At 70.1% G+C, this 24,506-nt stretch carries 21 protein-coding genes and 2 tRNA genes; 13 read left to right on the plus strand and 10 right to left on the minus strand.

Annotation, left to right across the window (positions count from 1 at the left end):
* Positions 1-60 precede the first annotated feature (60 nt).
* Both ABEG17_RS09395 and ABEG17_RS09400 read left to right on the plus strand, forming a co-directional pair.
* The gene (locus tag ABEG17_RS09395) at positions 61-1,656 is read left to right on the plus strand and encodes an LCP family protein (RefSeq protein WP_406833022.1); all 1,596 of its coding nucleotides are present in this window, start codon (positions 61-63) and stop codon (positions 1,654-1,656) included.
* A gap of 101 nt (positions 1,657-1,757) precedes the next feature.
* Positions 1,758-1,847: transfer RNA gene (locus ABEG17_RS09400), tRNA-Ser, on the plus strand.
* Between the two features lie 179 nt (positions 1,848-2,026).
* On the opposite strand, the gene ABEG17_RS09405 is transcribed toward ABEG17_RS09400, so the two are convergent.
* From ABEG17_RS09405 to ABEG17_RS09420, 4 genes are all read right to left on the minus strand, one after another.
* Positions 2,027-3,268 carry a glycosyltransferase gene (locus ABEG17_RS09405; RefSeq protein WP_406833023.1) on the minus strand — a complete coding sequence of 414 codons (1,242 nt, stop codon included), beginning with the start codon at positions 3,266-3,268 and terminating at the stop codon, positions 2,027-2,029.
* Between the two features lie 11 nt (positions 3,269-3,279).
* Entirely contained in the window at positions 3,280-5,388 is a 2,109-nt protein-coding gene (locus tag ABEG17_RS09410; RefSeq protein WP_406833024.1) for an ArnT family glycosyltransferase, read from the minus strand.
* Between the two features lie 85 nt (positions 5,389-5,473).
* A complete protein-coding gene (locus ABEG17_RS09415) occupies positions 5,474-6,940 on the minus strand; it encodes an ATP-binding protein (RefSeq protein ID WP_406833025.1) in 1,467 nt (488 codons plus the stop codon).
* The gene (locus tag ABEG17_RS09420) at positions 6,937-7,671 is read right to left on the minus strand and encodes a response regulator transcription factor (protein ID WP_406833026.1); all 735 of its coding nucleotides are present in this window, start codon (positions 7,669-7,671) and stop codon (positions 6,937-6,939) included. Before ABEG17_RS09420 ends, ABEG17_RS09415 begins: the two co-directional genes overlap by 4 nt.
* Positions 7,672-7,766: 95 nt before the next feature.
* On the opposite strand from ABEG17_RS09420, the gene ABEG17_RS09425 reads away from it, so the two are divergent.
* Positions 7,767-8,273, plus strand: a complete 507-nt coding sequence (locus tag ABEG17_RS09425) for a DUF4385 domain-containing protein (protein WP_406833027.1) — start codon at positions 7,767-7,769, stop codon at positions 8,271-8,273.
* 118 nt (positions 8,274-8,391) lie between these two features.
* Positions 8,392-8,913 (plus strand): hypothetical protein, encoded by a 522-nt coding sequence (locus ABEG17_RS09430; protein WP_406833028.1) that lies wholly within the window; start codon positions 8,392-8,394, stop codon positions 8,911-8,913.
* Between the two features lie 204 nt (positions 8,914-9,117).
* Here the strand turns inward: ABEG17_RS09430 and ABEG17_RS09435 are convergent, their stop codons facing one another.
* Positions 9,118-10,161, minus strand: coding sequence for a LacI family DNA-binding transcriptional regulator (locus ABEG17_RS09435; protein ID WP_406833029.1), 1,044 nt, complete (start codon positions 10,159-10,161; stop codon positions 9,118-9,120).
* 114 nt (positions 10,162-10,275) lie between these two features.
* Between ABEG17_RS09435 and ABEG17_RS09440 the strand changes: the two genes are divergently transcribed.
* The 4 genes from ABEG17_RS09440 to ABEG17_RS09455 are packed head-to-tail and all read left to right on the plus strand — an operon-like array spanning position 10,276 to position 13,653.
* Positions 10,276-11,385, plus strand: a complete 1,110-nt coding sequence (locus ABEG17_RS09440; RefSeq protein WP_406833030.1) for a substrate-binding domain-containing protein — start codon at positions 10,276-10,278, stop codon at positions 11,383-11,385.
* 2 nt (positions 11,386-11,387) lie between these two features.
* A complete protein-coding gene (locus tag ABEG17_RS09445; RefSeq protein WP_406833031.1) occupies positions 11,388-12,416 on the plus strand; it encodes an ABC transporter permease in 1,029 nt (342 codons plus the stop codon).
* On the plus strand, positions 12,413-13,249 hold the full coding sequence (locus tag ABEG17_RS09450) for an ATP-binding cassette domain-containing protein (protein ID WP_406833032.1): 837 nt from the start codon (positions 12,413-12,415) through the stop codon (positions 13,247-13,249). Before ABEG17_RS09445 ends, ABEG17_RS09450 begins: the two co-directional genes overlap by 4 nt.
* Positions 13,246-13,653: a universal stress protein gene (locus ABEG17_RS09455; RefSeq protein WP_406833033.1), complete on the plus strand. Its 408-nt coding sequence runs from the start codon at positions 13,246-13,248 to the stop codon at positions 13,651-13,653. The genes ABEG17_RS09450 and ABEG17_RS09455 overlap by 4 nt, the downstream gene beginning before the upstream one ends.
* A 107-nt stretch (positions 13,654-13,760) precedes the next feature.
* Here ABEG17_RS09455 and ABEG17_RS09460 read toward each other — a convergent pair whose 3' ends face one another.
* Positions 13,761-16,757, minus strand: a complete 2,997-nt coding sequence (locus tag ABEG17_RS09460; RefSeq protein ID WP_406833034.1) for a M36 family metallopeptidase — start codon at positions 16,755-16,757, stop codon at positions 13,761-13,763.
* Between the two features lie 168 nt (positions 16,758-16,925).
* Positions 16,926-18,437 carry a hypothetical protein gene (locus ABEG17_RS09465; protein ID WP_406833035.1) on the minus strand — a complete coding sequence of 504 codons (1,512 nt, stop codon included), beginning with the start codon at positions 18,435-18,437 and terminating at the stop codon, positions 16,926-16,928.
* Between the two features lie 84 nt (positions 18,438-18,521).
* On the opposite strand from ABEG17_RS09465, the gene ABEG17_RS09470 reads away from it, so the two are divergent.
* Entirely contained in the window at positions 18,522-19,304 is a 783-nt protein-coding gene (locus ABEG17_RS09470) for a DinB family protein (protein ID WP_406833036.1), read from the plus strand.
* Between the two features lie 118 nt (positions 19,305-19,422).
* Here ABEG17_RS09470 and ABEG17_RS09475 read toward each other — a convergent pair whose 3' ends face one another.
* Positions 19,423-21,261: a phosphoenolpyruvate carboxykinase (GTP) gene (locus ABEG17_RS09475; RefSeq protein ID WP_406833037.1), complete on the minus strand. Its 1,839-nt coding sequence runs from the start codon at positions 21,259-21,261 to the stop codon at positions 19,423-19,425.
* A 431-nt stretch (positions 21,262-21,692) separates the two neighbouring features.
* Between ABEG17_RS09475 and ABEG17_RS09480 the strand changes: the two genes are divergently transcribed.
* From ABEG17_RS09480 to ABEG17_RS09495, 4 genes are all read left to right on the plus strand, one after another.
* Positions 21,693-21,765 (plus strand) — tRNA-Arg (locus ABEG17_RS09480).
* Between the two features lie 225 nt (positions 21,766-21,990).
* Positions 21,991-22,779 carry a dienelactone hydrolase family protein gene (locus ABEG17_RS09485; protein ID WP_406833038.1) on the plus strand — a complete coding sequence of 263 codons (789 nt, stop codon included), beginning with the start codon at positions 21,991-21,993 and terminating at the stop codon, positions 22,777-22,779.
* Positions 22,776-23,222, plus strand: coding sequence for an SRPBCC family protein (locus tag ABEG17_RS09490; protein ID WP_406833039.1), 447 nt, complete (start codon positions 22,776-22,778; stop codon positions 23,220-23,222). Before ABEG17_RS09485 ends, ABEG17_RS09490 begins: the two co-directional genes overlap by 4 nt.
* Positions 23,219-23,602, plus strand: a complete 384-nt coding sequence (locus ABEG17_RS09495; protein WP_406833040.1) for a hypothetical protein — start codon at positions 23,219-23,221, stop codon at positions 23,600-23,602. Before ABEG17_RS09490 ends, ABEG17_RS09495 begins: the two co-directional genes overlap by 4 nt.
* 109 nt (positions 23,603-23,711) lie before the next feature.
* On the opposite strand, the gene ABEG17_RS09500 is transcribed toward ABEG17_RS09495, so the two are convergent.
* Both ABEG17_RS09500 and ABEG17_RS09505 read right to left on the minus strand, forming a co-directional pair.
* The gene (locus tag ABEG17_RS09500; protein WP_406833041.1) at positions 23,712-24,080 is read right to left on the minus strand and encodes a J domain-containing protein; all 369 of its coding nucleotides are present in this window, start codon (positions 24,078-24,080) and stop codon (positions 23,712-23,714) included.
* 134 nt (positions 24,081-24,214) lie between these two features.
* Positions 24,215-24,490, minus strand: a complete 276-nt coding sequence (locus ABEG17_RS09505; protein ID WP_406833042.1) for a hypothetical protein — start codon at positions 24,488-24,490, stop codon at positions 24,215-24,217.
* Positions 24,491-24,506 lie beyond the last annotated feature (16 nt).

A 24,506-nucleotide genomic window follows, 5' to 3' on the forward strand; every position in this document is an offset into this window, starting at 1 on the left:
GCGCGACGACGCGTCGCCCCGCCCCTACGCAAGGCGGTGCAGTCGAACAGAGAGGTCAACGTGAGCGAGCCCACCAACGGCTCTGCGCCAGGCAGCACGCCCGGCCAGGGTGCAGAGGTCCCGGTGGAGGACACATCCCAGGCGGCAGGCACTGCGGGAGAGCGTTCAGAAGGGCACCAGGGGAGGTCGCACCGGCACCCGTGGATGCGTCGTGCCCTCTTCGGGGTGGCCGGCCTGATGGTCCTCGTCCTCGTCCTCGGTATCGCGGCGTACGTGAAGCTCAACGGCAACATCAGCCGCGTCGACATCACGAGCGCCCTGGGTGACCGCCCCAAGCAGGACGCCACGACCGACGCAGCCACCAACCTGCCCCCGGTCAACATCATGGTCATCGGTTCGGACAGCCGAGCCGGCACCAACCTCGGCAAGGGGCAGAAGGAGTACGGCATCACGGGTGCCCGCTCCGACACCAACCTCGTCGTTCACCTCGCGGCTGACCGCAAGTCCGCGATCGTCGTGTCGATCCCGCGCGACTCGATGACCATGGCGCCACGCGACTGCAACAACAAGAAGGACACCGTCGAGAACGGCGTGATGCGTCAGTGGAACGCCAACTTCACGTTGGGTGGGCCCGCCTGCACGATCCGCACGTTCGAGGGGTTGACGGGGATCTACGTCGACCACTTCGTCGTCATCGACTTCCGCGGGTTCCAGAAGATGGTCGACGCCCTGGGCGGTGTGACGGTGTGCCTCCCTGAGGCCGTCAAGGACCCCCAGAGCCACCTGGACCTGCCGGCCGGCAGGACCAGGGTCAACGGCACCAATGCCTTGGCCTACGTGCGGGTGCGCCACAACATCGGGGACGGGTCCGACCTCGGTCGCATCGACCGGCAGCAGGCATTCTTGTCCTCCGTCGTCCAGGAAGCCACCCAGTCCTCCCTGCTGCTGCGCCCCGACAAGCTGTTCCGCTTCCTGGACGCGGCCACCGGCGCGATGACCACCGACACCGGGCTCGACGTCGGTGCGATGAAGGACATCGCTCAGAGCGTGCAGTCCATGGGCACCGACCAGATCCGGTTCGTGAAGCTGCCGACGACCGTCTACGCCCCCGACCCCAACCGCGTGCAGTGGCTGCCGTCCGCCGAGTCGATCTGGAAGTCCATCCGCGAGGACAAGCCGCTGCCCGGCACCAAGGTGCCGAAGAGCACCAAGACCCCGTCGCCGACGGCGACGACCTCCACCCCGGCGCTCACGGTGGCGCCAGGCGACATCTCCGTCCGGGTGACCAACGACTCCGGGGTCCCCGGCCTTGCCAAGCAAGCAGCCTCCGACCTGTCGCTGCAGGGCTTCCGCGTCCAGACCTACCTCACCGGCACCGGCGACAAGACCTCGGGCGTCGTCGTGCGCTACGGCCCGGGCAAGGCCGAGGCAGCCCGCACGGTCGCCGCGGTGTTCCCGGGCGCCAAGGTCAAGGCCGACGCGACGTTGGGCAGCACGCTCGAAATCAGCATGGGCCTGGACTCCCCGGCTGCCGTCGAGATCCCCAACCGCACCGGGACCTCGCCCCTGCCGAAGCCGTCGGTGACCGCGACCAGCAACCCCACCGACACCGCCACGATCGCGGCGCGCACGGCCAACACGGACATCTGCAAGTGACCTCGGGGACCACTGCGCGCTGGTCGCAGGGGGGTCGCTTTGCTCCTGCGCGCGGCGTCCGGATACCCTGTGCGGGCTCGGTCGACCTGTCGTCCGGGCGTGGAGACGTCGCCTAGTCCGGTCTATGGCGCCGCACTGCTAATGCGGTTTGGGTTTATCGCCCATCGAGGGTTCAAATCCCTCCGTCTCCGCAGAACGAATGAAGGACCCGACACGCTTCTCGTCGGGTCCTTCATTCGTTCTCTGGTCTGCACGCGGGATTTGGAGGAGCCGGAGCGAAGCGCAGGCGACGGCTCCCTCCGTCTCCGCTGCCGATCCGCTTTGGGGGCAGTGGCGTGACGCATGGGTCACTGTCATGCCCCCAAAGCGGTCAGGCGACCCGGCTCGTCACCTCGGTATGCCGCGCAGCCGCCGTTTCGTGACCGTCCTCGACGGCAGCGGGCGTCCGGAACATCCACGAGCGCATCGCGACGAACCGTACAACCGTGGATGCAGCCGTGGCGAGGGCAACCACCGCGGTCTGGAGCGACGTGGCGGGGGTGGTCGTCACCAGGTGGAGCAGGCCGAGCGCCCCGGCGGTCATCAGCCAGGTGATGCCGAAGACGACGAGCCCCTGGGCCTGGTGGCGGGCAGCGCCGCGACCACCCTGGATGCCGAACGTCCACCGCCGGTTCAAGGCCGTGTTGGCGACTGTTGCCACGAGCAGCGCCACGAGGTTCGCGCCCTGGGCCGAGGCGTCGCTCGCGGTGAGTGCGGCGAAGAGCCCGAGGTGCACGACGGTGCTCGCCACCCCCACGGCAGCGAACCGCTGGAGCTGCTGCCACGTGCTGCCTCCCGGGGTGCCTCGTCCGATCCGGGCCGCGATGTCGGCCACCGGCAGCGCACCCGAGGACAGCGACCGGCGCACGCGGCGCACCCCGCGCAGGTCGTCCAGCGCCGTGGCCACGGCGTCGACGCGGGAGTCCGGGTCGTCGAACCAGTCGACCGGCACTTCGTGGATCCGCAGCCCGCAGCGTTGGGCCAGGACGAGCAGCTCGGTGTCGAAGAACCAGGTGGTGTCCTCCACGAGCGGCAGCAGCTCGGCCGCCACGTCGGCCCGGATGGCCTTGAACCCGCACTGGGCGTCACTGAACCTCGCACCCAGCGCTCCTCGCAGGATCAGGTTGTAGGCGCGGGAGATGACCTCGCGCCTGGCACCCCGGACCACCCGTGAGCCGCGTGCCAGCCGTGAGCCGATGGCGAGGTCGGAGTGGCCAGACATGAGCGGCGCGACCAGGGGCCACAGGGCATCGAGGTCGGTGGAGAGGTCGACGTCCATGTAGGCGAGGATCGGCGCGTCCGAGGTCAGCCAGACGGCCTTGAGGGCCCGGCCCCGACCCTTCTCCGCGAGCTGGACCACCGCGACGCCGGGCAGCTCGGCCACCAGCCCCGTTGCGACCAGGACGGTCGAGTCGGTGCTGGCGTTGTCGGCCACGGTGATCCGGAACGGGTACGGGAAGGTCTGCACGAGGTGCTGGTGCAGCCGCCACACGCAGGCCGCCACGGTGTGCTGCTCGTTGTGCACCGGGATGACGACGTCCAGCACCGGGGTGGGGGAGGTCAGGTCGCTCACCGTCGTCCCCCTCAGGTGGTCTGGGTCGCGGCGGCCGTGCCCGTGGTCCCGGACAGCGGTTGGGTCAGGTCGTAGAAGGTCGAGCTCCCGATGGTCACCGAGGTGAAGTTCGCCGCCACCCAGGTGGAGATCTCCGTCCCCGTGCCCGAACCGCCCATGCCGCCACCGGGGCCGCCACCCTGGCCGCTGCTGGCGGCGAAGTAGTGGATGTCGCCGTTCGCGACGTACGCCTGGAACTGCGCCAGCGTCGGCGACGGGTCGCTGCCGTTGAAGCCGCCGATCGCCATGACCGGCAGGCCGGTACCGAGCTGGAGTCCCGCGGCGTTCTGCGACCCGATCGCGGCGGCGACCCAGCGGTAGGAGCCGGCGTCGGCGCTCAGGGCGGAGACGACCTCCGTGCTCGGCGTGCTCGCGTCGAGCAGGCCGCCCATCCCTCCGGCGGTACCGCCTCGTGTTGCGCCGGTGGTGCCACCGGGAGCCGTGCCCGTGCCGCCCGGAGCCGTGCCGGTCCCGCCCTGCACCATCCCGGGGGGCGTGCCGCCCGCACCAGGCCCACCACCCGGCATACCTCCACCCGGCATACCTCCGCCGAATGCTCCACGGCCCGTCGACGGGCCGGCGGTGACGATGGAGCCGGTGTGGGCGGTGCCCACGGTCTGGAGGCTGTATGCCGCGGGGCCGGCGAGGACGGCCACGAGGGCGGCTGCGACGACCGCCGGGACGAACCTGCGGTGCAGCTGCGTGATCGCGAGCAGGAGCAGGGCGCTCGCGAGTCCGACGACGAGGACGCTGATCCGCAGCCAGTTCTGCCAGTCGGTGCGCGACAGGAGGATGAACGACCAGGTGGCGGCCGCGGCCGTCGCGGCAGCGAGCGTGATCGAGCCGATCGGGCGATGACGGTTCTCCCACGCCTCGCCGGCTCCCATGCCGACGACCGCGGCGACGGCCGGCGCGAGGGCGACGGTGTAGTACTCGTGGAAGATCCCGGCCATCAGCGAGAAGGTCAGCATCGTGGCCAGGAGCCAGCCGCCCCAGACGACGTATGCCGCGCGGCGGGGGTCGGGGCGCGGCGCCCGCCCGCGCAGGAACAGGCCGACAGCAAGGAGGATGAGGGCCGAGGGGATGAGCCAGGAGATCTGGCCACCGATGGACGAGCTGAACATGCGGGTCAGGCCGGGGGTGCCCCAGCCGTTGCCGCCGCCGACCGAGCCGGTCTCGTTGCCGCTGATGCGGCCGAGTCCGTTGTAGCCGAAGGTGACCGACAGGAACGAGTTGTCCTGGCTGCCACCGATGTAGGGGCGCATGCTCGCCGGGACGAGCTCGACGACGGCGACCCACCAGCCGGCCGACAGGACCATGGCCGCGGCGCCGATGAGGGCGCCGGTGATGCGGCGTCGCAACGTCGTGTTGGCGAACAGCAGGTAGGCGAGGCCGAACGCCGGCACGACGAGCAGGACCTGCAGCGCCTTGGTGAGGAAGCCGAGCCCGATCAGGACGCCGACGATGGCGAACCACTTGTGCGAGCCCTCGTCGATGGACTTGAGCGTCGCCCACGCGCCCAGCGCCATGAGCAGCACGAGCAGCGCGTCAGGGTTGTTGAAGCGGAACATCAGCACCGCCACGGGCGTCAGGGCCATGACGAGGCCTCCGACGAGGCCGGCCGCGGCGCCGAAGTGGCGGCGGACCGTGGCGTGGACGACACCCACGGTCGCCACACCCATGAGGACCTCGGGCAGGAGGATCGAGAACGAGCTCAGTCCGAGAACGCGGACGGACAGCGCCATGACCCACAGCGAGGCCGGAGGCTTGTCGACGGTGATCGAGTTGCCGGCGTCGGAGGAGCCGTAGAAGAACGCCTCCCAGCTCTTGCTGCCGGCCTGGACGGCCGCTGAGTAGAACGAGTTGGCGTAGCCGTTGACGCTGAGGTCGTAGAAGTAGAGGAGGGCGGTCGCGAACAGCAGGCCCAGCAGTGCGGGGCGGGCCCAGGACGGGTCCTCCTCGCGGGCGCGCCAGAGGCGCTGGAGGCGCCCGGAGGCAGAGGGTCCCGTCTGCACGGTGGTGGTCTGCGGGACGGCAGGGAGGCCGTCGGACGCGCTGCGGTGGAGGGTCATGGTGTCCATGGCCCAACAGTCGAGCCGGTCACTGTGCGGCCCCTGTGGCATCCCTGAGCCAGGGGAGTGAGCCCGCGCCGGTGAGGGACCGGGGTCAGTGGGCGGGGAGCAGGACGCTGAAGGTGGTGTCGCCGGGGGAGCTGTGGAGCTCGACGCGGCCGCCGTGGGACTTGGCCACGGCGTCGACGATCGACAGGCCCAGGCCCGTCGACCCGGCGGCGCGGTTGCGCGAGTCGTCTCCCCTGGTGAACCGCTGGAACACGTTGGGCTGCAACGGCTTCGGCACGCCTGGACCGTTGTCGGCCACGCTGAGGCGGATCCACCGGCCGTCGGGGCGCACGGACGTGACGACCTTGGTGCCTTCCGGGGTGTGGGCGCGGGCGTTGGCGAGCAGGTTGGCGACCACCTGGTGCAGGCGGGCCTGGTCTCCGGTGACCTCGATGGGTTCGTCCGGGAGGTCGAGCTCCCACCGGTGGTCGGGGGCGGCCGCATGGGCATCGCTGACCGCGTCCATCGCCAGCAGGGACAGGTCGACGGGCTCGCGCTCGAGCGGGCGACCGGCATCGAGCCGGGCCAGCAGGAGGAGGTCCTCGACCAGCCCCTGCATCCGCAGCGCCTCGGACTCGACGCGCGACAAGGCGTGCGTGACCGACGCGGGCACCGGCTCGTGCTCGCGACGGGACAGCTCGGCATACCCCCTGATGGAGGCGAGGGGCGTCCGCAGCTCGTGGGAGGCGTCGGCGACGAACTGCCGCACCCGCTGCTCGCTCTCGTGCCGGGCCTGCAGAGCGCCCTCGACGTTGTCGAGCATGTTGTTGAGGGCGAGGCCGACCTGGCCCACCTCGGTGCGCGCGTCGGTGTCCGCGGAGGGCACCCGCTCGGCCAGGGCCACGTCACCGGAGTCGAGCTTGAGGCGCGACACCTGGGTCGCGGTGTGGGCGACGCGCTGGAGCGGGGCGAGGTTGCGGCGCACGAGCCACAGGCCGCCGGTGCCGACCAGCACGAAGCCGATGATCGTGCCTCCGACGACGAGGCTGACCATCTTGTTGATGGTCTCGGTGACCCCGGCCAGTGGCAGCCCGGTGATGGTCGTGGCTCCGCCGTGGTTTCGGGTGGACACGAGGCGGTACTCACCGAGACCGGTGACGTCGAGCGTCGTGGGGTCCTGCCCGATGCCCGCCGCGTCGATCTGGGCGATCTGCTCGGAGTTGAGGCTGCCGTAGGTGTCGCCGCGGACGACCCGGTTGTTGGTCACCGTCCCGCCCGCGAGGGTCAGGGTGAGGAACCGGCCCGCACCGCCGGGGGGTGCACCCCCCGGCGGGAGTCGCCTGTCCCCGTCCCCGTCATCGGGGGCGCCGCCGAGGCGCACGGCGCTGGAGCGCAGATCCTGGTCGAGCTGGCCCTGAAGGTAGTCGTGGAGCAGCAGGACGGTCAGTGACGACGTCGCGAGGGTGACCGCGAGGAAGAGGCCGACGACGGTGGCCACGAGCTTGGCGCCCAGGGACCACGTGGCGGGTCGGAGTCGGCTGCGGGCGGCCCCGACGGCTGGAGCCGGGCTCATGAAGCGGGCTTGAGGACGTACCCGACGCCGCGCATCGTGTGGATCATCGGCTCGCGCCCGGCGTCGATCTTCTTGCGCAGGTAGGAGATGTAGAGCTCGACGACGTTGGCCTGGCCACCGAAGTCGTAGTTCCAGACGCGGTCGAGGATCTGGGCCTTCGACAGGACGCGCTTGGGGTTGCGCATGAGGTAGCGCAGCAGCTCGAACTCGGTTGCGGTGAGCGCGATCTGCGTGCCACCTCGGCTCACCTCGTGGCTGTCCTCGTCCATGGTGAGGTCACCGACCACGATCACCGAGGAGGACTCGTCGGTGACGACGGCGGTGCGCCGCATCAGCGCGCGGAGCCTGGCGACGACCTCCTCCAGGCTGAACGGCTTGGTGACGTAGTCGTCCCCGCCGGCGGTGAGGCCTGCGACCCGGTCCTCGACCGCGTCTTTGGCGGTGAGGAACAGGACCGGCACGCTGGGGGAGTCCGAGCGCATCCGACGCAGCACCTCGAGGCCGTCGAAGTCCGGCAGCATCATGTCGAGGGCCACGGCGTCGGGCTGGAACTCGCGCGCGGCACGCACCGCGCTGGCACCGTTGGAAGCCGTCCGCACCTCCCAGCCCTCGTAGCGCAGGGCCATCGAGAGGAGCTCGGTGAGGTTGCTCTCGTCGTCGACGACGAGCACCCGCACCGGGGAGCCGTCGATGCGCTGGAGCTTGGCGGAGGTGGACGGCTGCGTGTTCATGGGCCAAGACAACACCCGTTCACTGGGCAAAGGCCACGCACAGACTGTGTGAATTCTGTGAAACCCCTGTGGTGGATCCCGGACATACTGCAGGGGTGACTCCCGAACGACGGCGAAAGGCCGAGGACCCGCCGAGCCCCGAGGCGGTCGACGTCAGGTCCCAGCCCGAGCGCTATCGGGTCGGTCGCGGCGAGCAGGGGGTCCTGACGGTGCAGCCCTACAAGGACGAGCTGCTGCCCCTCTGGCGGTTCAAGGACCCCGACGTGGCGCGGGAGAGTGCGACGGCCATCAGGGCGGCCTTCGACGACTACCTCGCCTCGGGGGACCTCGTCGGAGCCGACATGGCTCGCAAGTTCCTCCAGATGGGGTTCACCCGGGTCCGGCGCTGCGCCAACCACCCCGGCGGTCGCAAGTACGACGGTCCCGTCCCGCCGGACCAGCGTGGGGTGAGCGGCGCCCATGGTCGGGCCGAGCTGCCGCGGGGTCCGCAGGACCCGGGCAAGGCTGAGTCGGCGCGCATCTTCAAGTCGGCCTGGGACGAGGTCGAAGGGGTCGCCGAGTACACGACCTGGCGCGCCGCGCACAAGAAGGAGCACGGGTAGCCCGTCGGTGCTCCCGACGCCGCGATGCTCAGTCGCCCGACACCGTTGCCACAGGACGCGCACAGGCCTCGCGTCGACGCTCGAGGGGACCGAGCCACCCTGATCCCGGAGGCGTCCGATGACGAACCCCACCACCCCTAGCGACCTCGACCGCAGCGACGACACCGCACCGGTCGCTTGGGCCACCACCCGGACCATGGCACAGGACGTGCCGCCGCCGGCCCCGCACGGCGTCCAGTCCCCTCACTACATCCAGTCCCCTCACTACATCCAGTCCCCGAACCACATCCAGTCCCCGACCCCGTATGAGGCGCACTCGCCGGCGCAGCCCGCTCCCGCGAGCACGGCGCCCGCGCTCCACCCCCCGGTCTGGTCGGGGCGCAAGACCGCAGTGGCGGCCGCGCTGGCCATCGGCATCTCGGCCATGGGCGCGGTCGGGGCAGCGGCGGCGCTCCCGGTGGGATCGGCCCAGAGCGGTGGAGGTCAGTTCCAGCCGGGCGGGTTCGGCGGTCGGTGGCCGGGCGGGTTCGGCCGGCAGGGCACCCAACCGGGCACGCAGCAGTCGCCCGGTCAGCAGTTGCAGCCCGGCGTGCCGGGCCAGGGGCAGGCCGCCACCGACCCGAATGCGAGCGGGACGTGAGCCCGCTGGCGGTCACCCGGTCGATCGTCGGGACGATCGCGTCCTGTGCGCACACGGCATACCCGGCTCGTCCGCGGTGGCGTCACGCGGCACCGTTGCAGCGCAAGGACTTCGGCGCCCTCCCCGTCTGCGGCTCGGTGCGTCCGCTTGCAGGACAGCGTGAACGGGCGGCGATGCCTACCGACCACGAGCGGTCCGGGCGACCTACGAGGCAGGCCTGATCTCGCCGGAGCCGCGGATGACGAGCTCGGGGGTGAGCACGACGTGTTGGGGGGCGGAGGTGTCGCCGTCGATGCGCGCGAACAGCCGTTTGGCCACTTCGGAGCCGATCATCGCGACGTTCTGCTTCACCACGGTCAAGGGAGGGTCGACGATGTCGGCCAGGGGGAAGTCATCGAAGCCGACGAGCGCCACGGAGCCGGCGAGCCCACGCTGGTGCAGCGCACGAATCGCCCCGATGGCCAACGAGTTCCGCGCCGCGAAGATGGCCGTCGGGGGATCCGGGAGGTCGAGCAGGCGGTTCAGCGCGGCCGCTGCGTCCTCGGGGGAACGCAGGGACACCGCGCTGAGTGACGCATCGGGTTCGATGTGCGCAGCGCGGAGCGTGGCGACGTATCCGTCGTGCCGCGTCTGGGCGGTCTGGATCGTGGGCATGTCACCGAGGAACGCGATGCGCCGGTGCCCCTGGGCCAGGAGGTGCTCCACCGCCATCCGTGCGCCGAGGGCGTTGTCGACCGTGACCGAGTCGGTGTCGACGCCGTTGGGCCGCCGGTCGACGAAGACGATCGGCAGACCGCTGCGCAGGTCGTCGGCGAGGTAGTCGTGCCGCTGGGTGGCCGGCATGAGGAGCAGGCCGTCGACGCGACGCCGGACCAAGCCCTCGACCAGCGCTCGCTCGCGCTCGGGCTCCTCGTCGAGGCTGGAGGAGACGATGGCGACGTCCCGGTCGCGGCCGGCGTCCTCGAGGCTGCGCAGCAGGCTGGAGGAGAACGAGTTGCTGACGTCCTGGAGCAGGGCGCCGACCATGGCGCTCCTGCCGTTGCCGCGCCGCAGGTTGCTCGCCGCCAGGTTGTGCCGGTAGCCGAGCTGGGACACCGCTCGCTCGACCCTGGCCACCACGTCCGGTGACACCCCGCCCTCACGGTTGACCACCCGCGACACGGTTTTGAGGCTGACCCCGGCGAGGGCCGCCACTTCGCGCATGGTGGCGCGCGGCGGGCGGCGGTCCTCGTTTGACAACGATGTCACGATCACGAGCCTAGTTGTACATGACCCGTTGACAACGGCACAACCTAAGGCTACAAATTGTCCTGACAACGTTGTCACGCGGCGATGGCGCCGCCTGAGAAGGGGAGCACCTTCATGCCTCGTATCACCCTGCAGAACCCGACCCTGCGACGCAGTCTTGCCGTGACGGTCGCCGTCTCCGCCGCCTTCGGCCTCAGCGCCTGCAACCGGTCCAGCTCGTCCGACACCGCCAGTGGCAGTGGAGGCGGTGCCCCGGTCGGCGTCACCCTGATCACCAAGGACTCCACCAACCCGTTCTTCGTCGCCATGCAGAAGGGCGCCAAGGCCGACGCCGGAAAGAACAACGTCAAGCTGACGGTCGCCTCGGGCAAGCAGGAGGGCGACGACCAGGGCCAGATCACGGCCATCGAGGACGCCATCGCCCGCGGCGACAAGGGCATCCTCATCACGCCGATGAGCACCGGCGTCAACGCCGCCATCAAGAAGGCGCGCGACGCCAAGCTCTTCGTCATCGCCCTCGACACCCCGCCCGACCCGGCTGACACGGTCGACATCACCTTCGCCACCAACAACCGCAACGCCGGCAAGCTCGACGGCCAGTGGGCGGCGGCGCAGCTCGGCGGCAAGGCTGCCACGATCGCTCTCCTCGACCTCTTCGACGACAAGATCGTCTCGGTCGACTACAACCGCGATCAGGGCTTCCTCGAGGGCATGGGCATCCCCGTCAACGACCCGAAGAAGAACGGCGACGAGGCCAAGACCGGCAAGTACACGGGCGGTAAGGGCGGCGACTACACGATCGCCTGCAACGAAGCCGGTCAGGGCGCCGAGGACGGTGGACGCTCCGCGATGGAGAAGTGCCTCGCGAAGAACCCCAACATCAACGTTGTCTACACGATCAACGAGCCGACGGCCGTCGGTGCCAACGCCGCCCTCAAGGCTGCCGGCAAGACCGCCATGATCGTCTCGGTGGACGGCGGCTGCGCTGGTGTCGCCAGCGTCAAGAGCGGCGTCATCGGTGCGACCGCCCAGCAGTACCCGCTCAAGATGGCCACGCTCGGCATGGAGGCCATCGCCAAGATCGCCCGCGGTGGCGAGAAGCCGAAGGTCACCGATGGTCTCGACTTCTTCGACACCGGTGTCGCCCTGGTCACTGACAAGAAGGCTGACGGCGTGCCCAGCATCACCTCTGACCAGGGTGCCAAGATCTGCTGGGGCAACTGACCATGAGCACCACCACCGAGGTCACGTCTGCCGCCGCCGAGTTCGCTCGGCGGCAGCAGTCCCCCCTCCAACGCGTCCAGCACCAACTGCACGGCAAGCCGTGGTTGAGCCCGCTCTTCCTGCTGCTCATCACCTTCGTGGCGTTCTTCATCGCGACGCCGACGTTCCTCACCGCCAACTCGATGGGCATCCTGCTCCAGCAGACGGCGGTGGTGGCGGCGCTCGCCGTGGGCCAGACGCTGGTCATCCTCACCGCCGGCATCGACCTGTCGGTCGGCGCGATCATGGTGCTGTCGATGATGGTGACCGCCACGCTCGCCAAGGACGGCGGGATGCCGGCCGTCCTCGCGTTGGCGATCGGGATCATCCTCGCGACGGGGGCCGGCTGCCTCAACGGCCTGCTCGTGACACGGATCAACCTCCCCCCTTTCATCGTCACCCTCGGCACGTTGAGCATCTTCACGGCCATCGCGCTGCTCTACTCAGGCGGTGAGAGCATCCAGGCCGACCACCTGCCCCGGCTGCTCAACTTCCTCGGCGAGGGCTTCGCCATCGGGGACTTCCGACTCACCTGGGGCATCGTCGTCGTCGTCCTCATCTACGCCGTGATGGGGTTCGTGCTCTCGCAGACCGCTTGGGGGCGCTACGTCTACGCAGTCGGTGACGACGCCGAGTCTGCCCGGCTCTCCGGTGTGCCGAGCAAGCGCATCCTGCTCGTCGTCTACACCGTGGCCGGACTGATCTACGGCATCGCCGGCTGGATCCTCATCGGCCGCGCCGGTGCCGCCACCCCCAACGCGGCGCCCGACGCCAACCTCGCCAGCATCACGGCGGTCGTCATCGGTGGCACCAGCCTCTTCGGTGGACGCGGCCGCCTCATCGGCACCCTCATCGGTGCCCTCATCGTCCAGACGTTCGCCTTCGGTCTGTCCCAGATGGGCGTCAACCAGCAGTGGCGTGTCCTTGCAACCGGCGTCCTCGTCATCGTGGCCGTGGCTGTCGACCAGTGGATCAGGAAGGTGAAGGCATGAGCACCAGCACGCTCGAGGTCGCCCACGGCGGGGTGCCCGCCGGCAAGGAGGCCATCTACGCCAAGGAGCCGGTCCTCTCGGCCCGCAAGCTCGTCATCACCTTCGGCCGCGTCGTCGGACTCGACGGTGTCGACCTCGACCTCTACCCCGGTGAGGTCCTCGCGGTCATCGGCGACAACGGTGCCGGCAAGTCCACCCTCATCAAGTGCCTCACCGGTGCCTATGTCGCCGATGACGGTGAGATCACGATGAACGGCAAGCCGGTGCACTTCCGCAAGCCGCAGGATGCTCGGGAGGCAGGTATCGAGACGGTCTACCAGCAGCTGGCCGTCATCCCTGCGCTCGACATCGCGAGCAACCTCTACCTCGCTCGCGAGGAGCGCCGCAAGGGTCCGCTCGGCTCGGTCCTGCGGATGCTCGACAAGAAGGGCATGGAGAAGCGCGCCGGGCAGTCGGTGCAGGACCTCGGCATCCAGACGATCCAGAACATGAGCCAGGCGGTGGAGACCCTCTCCGGTGGCCAGCGCCAGGCCGTGGCGGTCGCACGGGCGGCGGCGTTCGGGAGCAAGGTCGTCGTCCTCGACGAGCCGACCGCCGCCCTGGGTGTCAAGGAGTCCGGCATGGTGCTCGACATGATCAAGCAGCTGCGCGACCGGGGCCTGTCGGTCATCCTCATCAGCCACAACATGCCGCACGTGTGGGAGGTCGCCGACCGGATCCACATCCAGCGCCTCGGTGGCCGGGCGGGGGTCATCACGCCCCAGACCCACGACATGGGTGAGGGTGTCGCCATCATGACGGGTGCCAAGCGCCTCGAAGAGGTCCCGTCGTGACCGGCGCGGTGGTCGTGGGCTACATCCCCAGTCCGGAGGGGGTGGCGGCCTTCGAGCGTGCCAAGGACGAGGCGCTGCTGCACGGCTCGCGGCTCGTCGTCATCAACACCGGTCAGAACGGGGACTTCGCCACGCCGAGCTTCGCCACCGCGCAGGACATCGACGCCATCCGGGCCGAGCTGGCCAAGACCGGCCTCGACCATGACGTGGTCCAACCCACGGGCGGACTGACGGCCGCCGAGGAGATCCTCCGGGTCGCCGCCGAGGAGGACGCGGACCTGATCGTCATCGGCATGCGGCAGCGCTCGCCGGTGGGCAAGCTCTTCCTCGGCAGCACCTCCCAGCAGGTGCTGCTCGACGCCCCTTGCGCGGTGCTCGCGGTCAAGGCCCGCAAGGCGCCGTGAGCCCCCTGGGAGCCGGCTCCTCCCCGCGCGTTGCTGGATCCACCCCGGGAAGATGAAGGTGCCGCGTGCCTCAACAGGCACGCGGCACCCATCTTGGCCCTTGGCCCTCAGCGGCGCAGGACCTGGACCTCGCTCACGGCGATCTTCTGCGCCCCGCTGTAGGCGGTGGTGCAGTCGGTCGCGTTCGCCGGGTCGTCGTCCTGCTCGCCCTGGAACGCCGGCCCTCCTTGGCACTGGTTGGTCACCAGCTCGATGCGCAGGTGCGTGGCTGCGGTCTGCGGGATGTCGAACTCGCGCATTTTGAGCTCCGGCGCCACCGGCCGCGGGGCGGTCCCGGGGAAAGCGTCCGCCGGGGAGGTGAACACCTCGCGGTAGTCGCCGTCCTGGGCGCAGGACACGCGGCCCTTGGCGTCGCAGGCCCAGACCTTGAACTGGCGCAGGTTCTGGAACCTCCCGGCTGAGCCCGGCTCGGGCAGCGCGCTGACCTGGACCTTGCGCACGACCTGTCGGCCGCCCGCGAGGTCGATCGTGAACACCTTCTGCGCGGCCGTCGGGGCGTCGCCCGTCGTCGCCGTGGTGCCCTCGTCGCCGTCGGTCATCGCCGTGACCTTGGTGCCCGCACCCGTCACCGTGGCCCCGGCCAGCGTGCTGGCGAGGTTGGTGGTGAGCGAGACCGGCATGGCCCGTGTCTGGCCCGGCTTGGCCGTGAAGGTGAACTGCTTCTGGGCGTAGCCCGGAGCGGTCACCGTGTAGGTCGCCGTCCCCGGCACCGTCGTGAACGACGAGCCCAAGCTGGTGGCCGGGTCTGTGTCGGCGATGGGCCGCGACCGAGCGGTGTACTCACCCACGTAGACCTTGGCCCCCGTGACCGGGCGGCCACTGTCGCCCGAGGGGTTGAACGTGAGGGTCGCGTTCTTGGCGTACGGCGACTCGAAGGACGGGATCGGCGCGGAGTCCGCGCTGCTCGTCGACGAGGCTCCGCGCCCCATACCCCGGGCGGCGAAGGCGTCCCAGAGGAGGTCCTGGTTGGCGCCCTTGAACCGCAGCAGGTCCGCGGCGAGCATCGCGTCGCGGGCGTCGGTCATGCTGACCGCACCCGAGGGCATCAGCAGCCAGGCGTCGAAGACCAGCTGGATCCAGCGACGGTTGCCCGGGCAGGCCTCCACCTTCGTCGCGCCCGTGGCGCAGCTCTTCTGCAGCTCCGCGTCGCCACCGCCGTAACGCGTGATGAACGCGCTGCGGATGTCGCTGTGCGTCGCCGACCAGATCTCGCCGTCGGCGTGGACCTGCGGTCCGGTCTGGTCGTAGCCCACGTTGCTGTAGTTGAGCGGGCTCTTGCTGAAGTTGTAGTTGCGGATGCCGTGGTCGGCGTTGCCCGTGACGTAGGCGCCCATCGGCGTCGCCGTCGAGCTGAACGGCACGTAACCCTGCTCCTGCAGGTACTCGGTGGCCATCAGGTCCGACCAGCTCTCGCCCATGGCGCCGGCCTGCAGGCCGGAGAGGCCACGGTCCGGGCCCCCGGCCATGCGGTTGCTGATGCCGTGTCCGTACTCGTGCCCGATCACCGACATGTCGTAGTCGCCGTCGACGCAGGGCGCGTAGAACGAGCCGGCCAGCGGCTGCCAGAGGTACATGTTGCTGTAACCGCTGATGCCGTCAGGAGGCGTCCCCTGGTTGGCGTTGTTGCGCGAGCCTGACTTGGCCCCGGACTGGCTGTAACCGAGCTCCGGGTCGCCGCCGAGGCCACCCTTGCCCAAGTTGTCGCGCTGCATGTTCCAGGCCGACTCGGTGTAGCCGAGCTGGTAGGACCAGTCGTGCATGCGGTTGTGCATCGCGAACAGGTTGGACGTCGCAGCGTCGATGTCGTTGCGCTGCGGGCTGGCGTAGTTCGCCGGGTTGCAGCGCTCCTTGGTCCACTGCCCCGTGAAGGGATATGTGTAGCTGCGATCGCTGCGTTGCGTTGCCGGGGTGACCACCCCGCCGGCGACCCAGCGCTCACCACTGGTGGCGTTGTTGCCGCTGGTGGTCGTCGTGGTCATCTTCGTGACGGGGTCGACGTCCCAGGCCAGCGGGGAAGCGGGGTTCTGCACCGACTCGGAGCACCCGGACGCGGTGGTCCAGCACCACTGCACCCTGGTGTCGGCCGGTGCCTGCGAGACCTCGGGCACGGAGGTGAAGACCGACCAGCGCGGGTTGTCGCTGTCGTGGTCCACCAGGCCGTCGCGGGCGAGCACCTCGCCGGTCGCCGCGTCGACGTAGACCGAGTAGCCCTCGTCCTGCTCGGCGCGGGTGACGACGTGGTACGCCGTGCGGGCGGCCCCACCGGGGACCGGGACGGCGACCTGCTTGACCTGCTGGTCACCCAGGAGTCCCTTGGCCTGCAACGACGTCCAGCCCGTGTCGGCGGTCCGGGCGTTCGACGGGGCGGAGCGCTTGACGTCCGACACCTTGTGGCCGATGTTGCCGGCCGCGCGGATGAGGGCCTGCTCGGGGGTGAGCTTCGGCGCAGCTGTCCGGGCCACGGCGGCGCCGCGGGTCGGGGCGAGCGACGAGGTCAGGTACCGGGCAGTGCCGTCCTCCACGGCGACCACCACGAGACCGTCGAGCCCTGCGGGGACGCCGCCGACGACCTGGCGGAACATGACCGCCGAGCTGCCGCCGATCTCGTTGGTGGTGACGTGCTCCATCGCGTCGATGTCGGACTCGGTGAGCCCGAGCACCGTCGCCTGGCGCACGAGGTAGGCGCGGGCTGCGGCGACGGGGTCCTTGCCGAGCCCTGTCGCGAGTGCGGTCGCCCCCGTGCCGGCGGGGGTGATGGTCGCCGCGGATCCGAACCGGTTCCAGGTCACGGTGGCCGGTGCCGCCCCGCGCTGGTTGCCGGAGCGGGTCTGTGCCGCAGCCGCCTTCTGTTCCGTGGAGGGTTGGGCCCTCGAGGTACGGGTGTCCAGGTCGTCGAGGTGGTGGCTGTCCTCGCCGAGGAAGCCAGATCCCTTCGCCTTCGTCGGTGCCTGCGCCGCTGCCGCTCCCGGCAGGGCGGAGGTCACCGCCACGGCCAGGGCTGCAGTGGCCGACACCACGGCCAGTTGTCGTCGCCTACGGGTCATTGTCGGGCTCCCTTCAGTCACGGGCCCCCGCGGCGTTGCGGATTCGCCGTCACTGGGGAGCGCGTGCACCCACCCAACGGGACGACTGGTGAGTAGGGTTCAGGCCCCGGTCTGGATTGGTTCAGGAAAGGACAATTCGTCCCGAACTACCCCTGACCGGCGCGGACGTCAGCCCCGCGCGGAGCCCAGTCCGAGCACGACCGCGAGCCCCAGCGCGCTGCGCGGGTCGTATGCCGTCCGCCAGAGCCCCCCGTGCACCGCACCGTCAGCCTCGGCCAGCCACGGCGCGCGGGTCGGCTGCGCAGCTGCCGAACGCAGGTCGTGCACCAGAAGGGCGGCCATCAGGGTGTTGCTCGTGGCTGGTGTGAAGACCTCGATGCCGAACCGGTGGGCGCCGGCGTAGGCCGAGGCGAGGACACGGTTCTTGACGACCGAACGCGTGCGCGTCGGTGGCGCGACGTTGAGGGACACCGTCACGCCTTCGCGGGCTGCGACCGTGGCACGCCAACGCTGCAACCGCTTGGCGAGCGCGTAGTTGGGCCCCTGCTGCGGGACGAGGCTGTCGTTGAGCCCGGGGGCACTCCCCGGGGCGTAGTTGCGCTGGAGCAGTCGGCCGCCGCTGACCGTGCGCAGCGCCGGTCGCAGCACCCGCATCGCGGCGGACGGGGACCGGTAGGCGCGGGTGGAGAAGTCGACCGCCGCACCCGGCACCGCGAACACGTCGGTCGGCGTCGCCAGGAAGGCCAGGGCGACGTCGTCGCGGCGCTTCAGCAGCTCGACGCTGAGCGCATCGACGGCCATCGCCACGCGCACGTTCGTCGCCCCGTCGGCATACACGTAGTTGCCCAGCACGAGGGGGCCGTCGAGGCCGGTGAGCCAGTGCGCCACCGAGGGGAGGCCGTGCACGAGGTCGGCGCCGGCGTCCATCGCGAGGTCGGACGGGGTGGCGGCGCCGGAGCCAGGCGCGGAACCTGCGCCTGCCGCGACCGGGAGGTGCAGCGTGCCGGCCGATCCGGCGGCCACCTCGAGGACGCGCTTCCAGATGTCGGGTCGCGGCAGGTCCACGCCGACGACCTCGGCGCCCCAGGACAGCAGCGCGCGCAGCGGTCCCATCTCGGCCCCCGCGCCGAGCACCACGACCTTGTCCCCGGAGAGGTCGAGCCAGTCGGGGTGGGCCATCACGTCGCGGACCTTGTCCGCGGCAGAGGGCTCCAGCGTCCCGGCGGCGACCCAGCGGTCCAGCTGCCGGTGGAGCGCGTCCCCGCTCAGGCGCTCGCCGTGCACGGGCAGCGTCAGCGTGGTGGCCCGCTCACCGGAGCCGCGCACCGTCGCGGTCTCCAGCGCAGGGCCGGACTCCGGCGTCACCGTGAACGCCTCGGCCAGGGACACCTCGCCACGTGCGGTGGCGCAGCGCATCCGCTCGTGGAGGGAGCCCAGACCCGCTCGGGCGATGTCGACCGCGGCCTCGCCGTCGCGCAGCAGCCCGGCCTCGACCATCCGCCGGAAGTGTGTGAGGTAGCCCTGGCGCCAGTTCGTCTCGCGTTCGGCCGCCTGCGCCCCCACCGGGTCGACCGGGCGCAGCGCGTCCGCCACGACCGCGCGTCCCAGGGCGGACGTGGACCGCTTGCCGTCGACCTCGGGGAAGACCACTCCGCTCGGTGATGAGCCACTGTGCGCCATGCGGCGAGTATGCCGTGTGCGAACCGGACGTGATGCGTCCGGTTCGCGGGCTAGGTTGCGAGCCTGACGACGACAGGGGAGATCATGGACGGCTTCGACAGCACCTACCGCGGGGAGACCTTCCGGCGGTTCGACTTCACCGACGCGGTGTTCGACGACACGTACCTCACCAACGCCCGGTTCAAGAACGTCGCTCTCAAGGGGGCGCGGATCACCGGTTCCCAGGTCGTCGATGTCGACATCACCGGCGAGGTCGAACGACTGACGGTCAACGGTGTCGACGTGACCGACTACGTCGAGGCCGAGCTCAACCGCCGCGACCCGGAGCGCACCAAGATGCACCCGCGCACCGCACCCGCGCTCCGCGAGGCCTGGCCGATCATCGAACGCCGGTGGGCCGAAACGGTCGAACGCGCTCGACGGCTCGAGGCCGTCGACCCGGGACTGCTGCACGAACGGGTCGACGACGAGTGGTCCTTCATCGAGACCCTGCGCCACCTCGTCTTCGCGACCGATGCCTGGGTGCGCCGTGCGCTCCTCGGTGACCCGGATCCGTGGAGCCCTCTCGACCTGCCCCATGACGACATGCCGGATGTGGCGGGCGTGCCCCGCGACCGTACGGTGCGCCCGTCACTCGCGGAGGTGCTGGCCCTGCGCGAGGACCGGATGGCGACGGTGCGCGACCTGATCGACGGTGCCACCGAGCAGTGGCTCGACGGCCACACCGAACCGGTGTCCGAGCCCGGGTACCCCGAGGGCAAGCCCTTCCCGGTGCGCGACATCTTCTCGATCATCGTCAACGAGGAGTGGCACCACCACGTCTACGCGAACCGCGACCTTGCCGTCCTCGAGCAGCGCAGCGCCTGAGGTCCCCCAGCCACACGAGTCGCGCTCCCCCCACAACCGACTTTGGGTGCCCAGCCGGTCGGAGATCCGACCGCCTGGACACCCAAAGCGAGGAGAGCGCGGCGCGAGTGCGGTCAGGTCACTCCACGCCGAGGCGGGCCTTGAGGCCGTCGAGCTCCACCTGCAGCTGGGTCGGGAGGTTCTCGCCGAACTTGGCGAACCACTCCTCGATCTGCGGGATCTCGGCCTTCCACTCCTCGACATCGACCTTGAGCGCCTGCTCGAGCTCGGCGTCGCTCAGGTCGAGGCCGCTGGTGTCCAGTGACCCGGGGGTCGGCACGTGGCCGATCGGCGTCTCGATGGCGGCAGCCTTGCCCTCGATGCGCTCGATGGCCCACTTGAGGACGCGGCTGTTCTCACCGAACCCGGGCCACAGGAAGCCACCGTCGTCACCGCGGCGGAACCAGTTGACGTAGAAGATCTTCGGCAGCTTGGAGGCGTCTGCGTCCTTGCCGAGGTTGACCCAGTGCTGGAAGTAGTCGCCGGCGTTGTAGCCGATGAAGGGCAGCATGGCCATCGGGTCGCGACGGACGACGCCGACCGCACCGGTAGCGGCAGCGGTGGTCTCCGAGGAGAGCGTCGCACCCATGAACGTGCCGTGGATCCAGTCGCGGGCCTCGGTGACCAGCGGGACGGTCGTCTTGCGCCGGCCGCCGAAGAAGATCGCCGAGATCGGCACACCCTTGGGGTCGTAGTACTCCTTGGCCAGGATGTCGCACTGCTCGATCGGGGTGCAGTAGCGGCTGTTCGCGTGGCTCGACAGCTCGTCGGAGTCGGGCGTCCAGTCCTGCCCCTTCCAGCTGGTGGCGTGGTCCGGGGTGTTCTCCAGGCCCTCCCACCAGATGTCGCCGTCGTCCTTGAGAGCCACGTTGGTGAAGACCGAGTTGCCCTTGTTGATGGTCTTCATCGCGTTGGGGTTGGTGTGCTCGTTGGTGCCGGGGGCGACGCCGAAGAAGCCGAACTCCGGGTTCACGGCATACAGCCGGCCGTCCTCGCCGAAGCGCATCCAGGCGATGTCGTCGCCGAGGGTCTCGACCTTCCAGCCCGGGATGGTCGGCGCCAGCATCGCGAGGTTGGTCTTGCCGCAGGCGCTCGGGAACGCGGCGGCGATGTAGTAGACCTGCTGCTCCGGCGAGATGAGCTTGAGGATGAGCATGTGCTCGGCGAGCCAGCCCTCGTCGCGCGCCATGACGGACGCGATGCGCAGGGAGTAGCACTTCTTGCCGAGCAGGGCGTTGCCGCCGTAGCCGGAGCCGTAGCTCCAGATCATCCGCTCCTCGGGGAACTGCACGATGTACTTCTCGGGGTTGCAGGGCCACTTGACGTCCTGCTGGCCCGGCTCGAGCGGCGCACCGACCGAGTGGAGGGCGGGGACGTACTTGGCCGCGTCGCCGAGCTCCTCGATCCGGCGGAGCACGTTGACGCCACAGCGAGCCATGACGCGCATGGACGCCACGACGTACTCGGAGTCGGTGATCTCGACGCCGAACATGGGGTTCTCGGAGTTCAGGTGACCCATGACGAACGGGATGACGTACATGGTGCGGCCCTTCATGCAGCCGGCGTACAGCCCGCGCATGAGGTCCTTCATCTCGTTCGGATCCATCCAGTTGTTGGTGGGCCCGGCATCCTTCTCCTCCACGGAGCAGATGTAGGTGCGGTCCTCGACCCGGGCGACATCGGTCGGGTCGGACGCGGCGTAGAAGCTGTTGGGCTTGAGCTCGTCGTTGAGCCGCACGAAGGTGCCGGCCGCCACGAGCTTGTCGGTGAGCCGGGTCCACTCGGCGTCGGAGCCGGTCACCCACTCGATCTGGTCAGGGGTGGTCATAGCGGCCACCTCGTCGACCCATGCCTGGAGGCCTGCGTGCGTGGTGCCCCCAGCCCGCTGGTCGGTGTGCTGCGTCGCCTCGGTCGTCATGTTGATCGGCCGTCCCTTTCGCCCGGGCGCAGTCGCCCCCGAGATACCCGCGGTTGAATGCGTCCACGCCGACCGGAGTCCACATGGTGAACGCTTCTGATCTGGCCAAGGTAGACCCGGCCCGGAGGTGGTCGGTACCACTGGCGCCGTAGTTCGCTGGTGAAAAGCCTCACAACCCGTGAGTACCTCTGACCTGCATGTTTGCTTCTTGCAAGCCTTGCAAGATCCTTCTGATTTCACGGTCATTTCTTGCTCGCCGGTGCCTTGGCTCCGGTGCCAGGGGATGCTAAGGGGATGCCAGAAGCGAGGTATGCCGCGCGGCTGGCATCCTTGGGTGTCTGCGGCCGGTGGAGGGGCCCGATTTCGTGCCTGAGGGGGTGAGCCGGTAGTCTTTCCCGTCGTTGCCTCGGGCGATCCCTGAGGCGACATTCGCGCCCGTAGCTCAACGGATAGAGCATCTGACTACGGATCAGAAGGTTAGGGGTTCGAATCCCTTCGGGCGCACTCTGTGTTGAGACAGAACGACGAAACCCCGGTCCCTCGGACCGGGGTTTCGTGTTTGTCCGAGGGACTCTTCCAGGCCGTCTCCCGAGGCTCGTCACGCCTCTCGTCGTGCTGGGGGACCTATGCCCCTGTGGTGTCCGGGGGCCGCAACGCCACGCTGAACGGAGGCGGTGGGGCGTGGAGTCCCTGCTCGTCCAAAGGCGGCAAGTCAGGGGAGGCGCTGGCGTGACCAGGTCCACCGATCTCGCCGTGGAGACAGCGCGCGGCCGGCTGCCCGTCTACTTCTCCCGCCCCGAGGGGGAAGGCCCGTGGCCGGGCGTGGTCGTGGTCCACGACATCCTCGGCATGACTCACGACCTACGTCGGCAGGCGGACTGGCTGGCCGGTGCGGGGTATCTCGCTGCCGCGCCGGATCTCTACTCGGGCGAGCGACGGTCGACCTGCCTGATCCGGATGTTCCGGGATGCTCGTGCTCGTCGCGGTCGCACCTTCGAGGACATCGACGCGGTGCGAACAACGCTCATGTCCCGGCCGGACTGCACGGGACGCATCGGGGTGATCGGGTTCTGCATGGGTGGCGGGTTCGCCCTGCTCCTGGCCGCCGACCACCGGTTCGACGCCGCGAGCGTGAACTACGGGACGGCGTCCTCGGACGTCTACACCGAGGGGACGTTCGAGCGAGCGTGCCCCATCGTGGGCAGCTACGGCGCCCAGGACCGGGCCAACCGCGGCACCGGGGACCGGCTCGAGCGGATCCTGACCGCAGTGGGGGTGGACCACGACATCCGGACCTACCCTGAGGCCGGCCACGCGTTCCTCAACGACCACGACCCAGCCGACGTCCCGAGACTGTTCGCCGTGCTCGGGCGGTTCGCGGGAGGGGATGACACGTTCCACGAGCCCTCTGCACGGGACGCCCGTGAACGCATCCTGGCCTTCTTCGCCCGCCACCTCCGGACGAGCGGTGACAACGGCGACGCCAGCGCTGGTGCCGAGAGCGGGAGCGCGTCGTGACGCGGGTCCGTGGCAGCGTGGAGATCGCTCGCCCCGTCGAGGAGGTCTTCGACTTCGTCGCCGACCTGCGCAACGAGGTCCGCTACAACCCCAGGATGACCGACTCGGTGAAGCTGACCGAGGGCCCGATCGGCGTGGGGACCCGGTTCCGGGCCACCGTGCTCAGCCACGGTCGGTCCCTGCCGGTGGCGATCGAGTGCACCGGGTTCGACCGACCGCACCGCATGTCGAGCCACAGCGTGATGACCGGGGCCGAGGTGGACGGGGTGGTCCGGTGCAGATCGGTGCCGGGTGGGACCCGGTTCTCCTGGGACTGGGACGTGTCGGTGGCTGGGCCGGCCAAGCTGGCGGCCCCCGTCATCGGCTGGCTGGGGCGACGCCAGGAACGGGCCATCTGGACGGGGATGCAGAACCTCCTCGAGTCGCAGGGAGAGCCGTCATGACCGTCGTCGTGCGCGTCCTGGTGGGGGTGCTGCTGTTGGCCCACGGTCTGGTGCACCTGCTCTACCTCGTCCCGGACGTCGATGCCTTCACGATCGAGTCGGGTCCTCTCCCCGAGTCGGTGCGCAGGCCGGTGGCCCTGACGTTGCTCGCTGGGACGGTGCTGGCGTCAACCTTGCTGGCCCTCAGCGTCTGGGGGGTGCCTGGCCTTTCGGAGAGGTGGCCGATCCTGATGATCCTTGCTGCGAGCCTCTCCGCGGTGCTGCTCCTGCTCTTCTGGGACCGCCAGCTGGTACTGGGCCTGGCGATCGATGCCGCCCTCATCGCCTTGGCGGTGTCGCAGCCGGGCTGGTTCCACGACATCCTGCCCGCCTCCTCCTGAGGTGCGGACAGGTGCTCCTCGTCGTGGGCTGGCCGCAGCCTCGCCTCCCCGTACGACGGGTCCCGCTCGGTCCGAAACCTCCGGGCAGGTGTCGCGGATCAGCCGTGCATCACGGATGGGCGCGTGGCCACACCGTGCCGGGATCGCGGTGCCAGCGCACCGGACCGGCCTGGATCGGTGGCTGGGTTCGTGCGTCCGCGGGGGTGCGCACGGCGGGGGCGCCACCCGTCTCCGGGCTGTGGTGGCGGATGCGGATCGTCGCGTGGTCGTGCGCGGTGCGCCGCGAAGGGTCGCCCAGGATCTCGTATGCCGCCATGAGCTCCTGCAGGGTCGGGCCGGTGGAGGGGCCTCGGCCGGACTGCGGGGAGGTGTCCGGATGGCTTCGGCGCACCATGGCCCGGTAGGCGCGGCGGATCTCCGTCTGGGTCGCCTGCGGGGAGACGCCCAGGACGGCGTACGGGTCGAAGGGGTCGTCCATGGTGCGGGGTTCTCGGTGGTCGGCCTCGCCTGGGCCGCGAACTGGTACGCCGTCAGGGCGTGGGCGTCGCGCGGACTGCGTCGGGCGCGATGGCACGTACGCGGCCCAGGCGAGGGGTGTGGGTGGGGAGCTGGTCACGGGGGTGAGCGCTGCCGCCGCCACCGGGGGATGAGGGGGTGGCACGCCCGCGGCCGTGACCACGCAGCGTCGACCGGACCGGTGAGCGGTCGACGGGGGCCATCGCCAGGGGTGGCGGCCCGCGGCTCCCCTGGCGGGGGAGGCGACGTCCACTCCTGGGCGATGATCTCGTCGAACTCCGCCCGCAGCAGCTCCTCGTCCGCGCACACGAGCTCGAGGAACTCCTCGGTCAGCTGGTCTGCGCTCGTCCGGTCGCGGGAGATCGTGGACATGTGTCCGCCACCGAGG

This window comes from Pedococcus sp. KACC 23699 (genome assembly GCF_045348425.1).
In the GTDB taxonomy this organism is placed as follows: domain Bacteria; phylum Actinomycetota; class Actinomycetes; order Actinomycetales; family Dermatophilaceae; genus Pedococcus.

Bases quoted from the DNA above. Each gene is read 5' to 3' on its own strand.
- ABEG17_RS09410 (WP_406833024.1), bottom strand. From the start codon at position 5,388: ATGGACACCATGACCCTCCACCGCAGCGCGTCCGACGGCCTCCCTGCC.
- ABEG17_RS09415 (WP_406833025.1), bottom strand. From the start codon at position 6,940: ATGAGCCCGGCTCCAGCCGTCGGGGCCGCCCGCAGCCGACTCCGACCC.
- ABEG17_RS09420 (WP_406833026.1), bottom strand. From the start codon at position 7,671: ATGAACACGCAGCCGTCCACCTCCGCCAAGCTCCAGCGCATCGACGGC.
- ABEG17_RS09430 (WP_406833028.1), top strand. From the start codon at position 8,392: ATGACGAACCCCACCACCCCTAGCGACCTCGACCGCAGCGACGACACC.
- ABEG17_RS09440 (WP_406833030.1), top strand. From the start codon at position 10,276: ATGCCTCGTATCACCCTGCAGAACCCGACCCTGCGACGCAGTCTTGCC.
- ABEG17_RS09445 (WP_406833031.1), top strand. From the start codon at position 11,388: ATGAGCACCACCACCGAGGTCACGTCTGCCGCCGCCGAGTTCGCTCGG.
- ABEG17_RS09450 (WP_406833032.1), top strand. From the start codon at position 12,413: ATGAGCACCAGCACGCTCGAGGTCGCCCACGGCGGGGTGCCCGCCGGC.
- ABEG17_RS09460 (WP_406833034.1), bottom strand. From the start codon at position 16,757: ATGACCCGTAGGCGACGACAACTGGCCGTGGTGTCGGCCACTGCAGCC.
- ABEG17_RS09465 (WP_406833035.1), bottom strand. From the start codon at position 18,437: ATGGCGCACAGTGGCTCATCACCGAGCGGAGTGGTCTTCCCCGAGGTC.
- ABEG17_RS09470 (WP_406833036.1), top strand. From the start codon at position 18,522: ATGGACGGCTTCGACAGCACCTACCGCGGGGAGACCTTCCGGCGGTTC.
- ABEG17_RS09475 (WP_406833037.1), bottom strand. From the start codon at position 21,261: ATGACGACCGAGGCGACGCAGCACACCGACCAGCGGGCTGGGGGCACC.
- ABEG17_RS09495 (WP_406833040.1), top strand. From the start codon at position 23,219: ATGACCGTCGTCGTGCGCGTCCTGGTGGGGGTGCTGCTGTTGGCCCAC.
- ABEG17_RS09500 (WP_406833041.1), bottom strand. From the start codon at position 24,080: ATGGACGACCCCTTCGACCCGTACGCCGTCCTGGGCGTCTCCCCGCAG.
- ABEG17_RS09505 (WP_406833042.1), bottom strand. From the start codon at position 24,490: ATGTCCACGATCTCCCGCGACCGGACGAGCGCAGACCAGCTGACCGAG.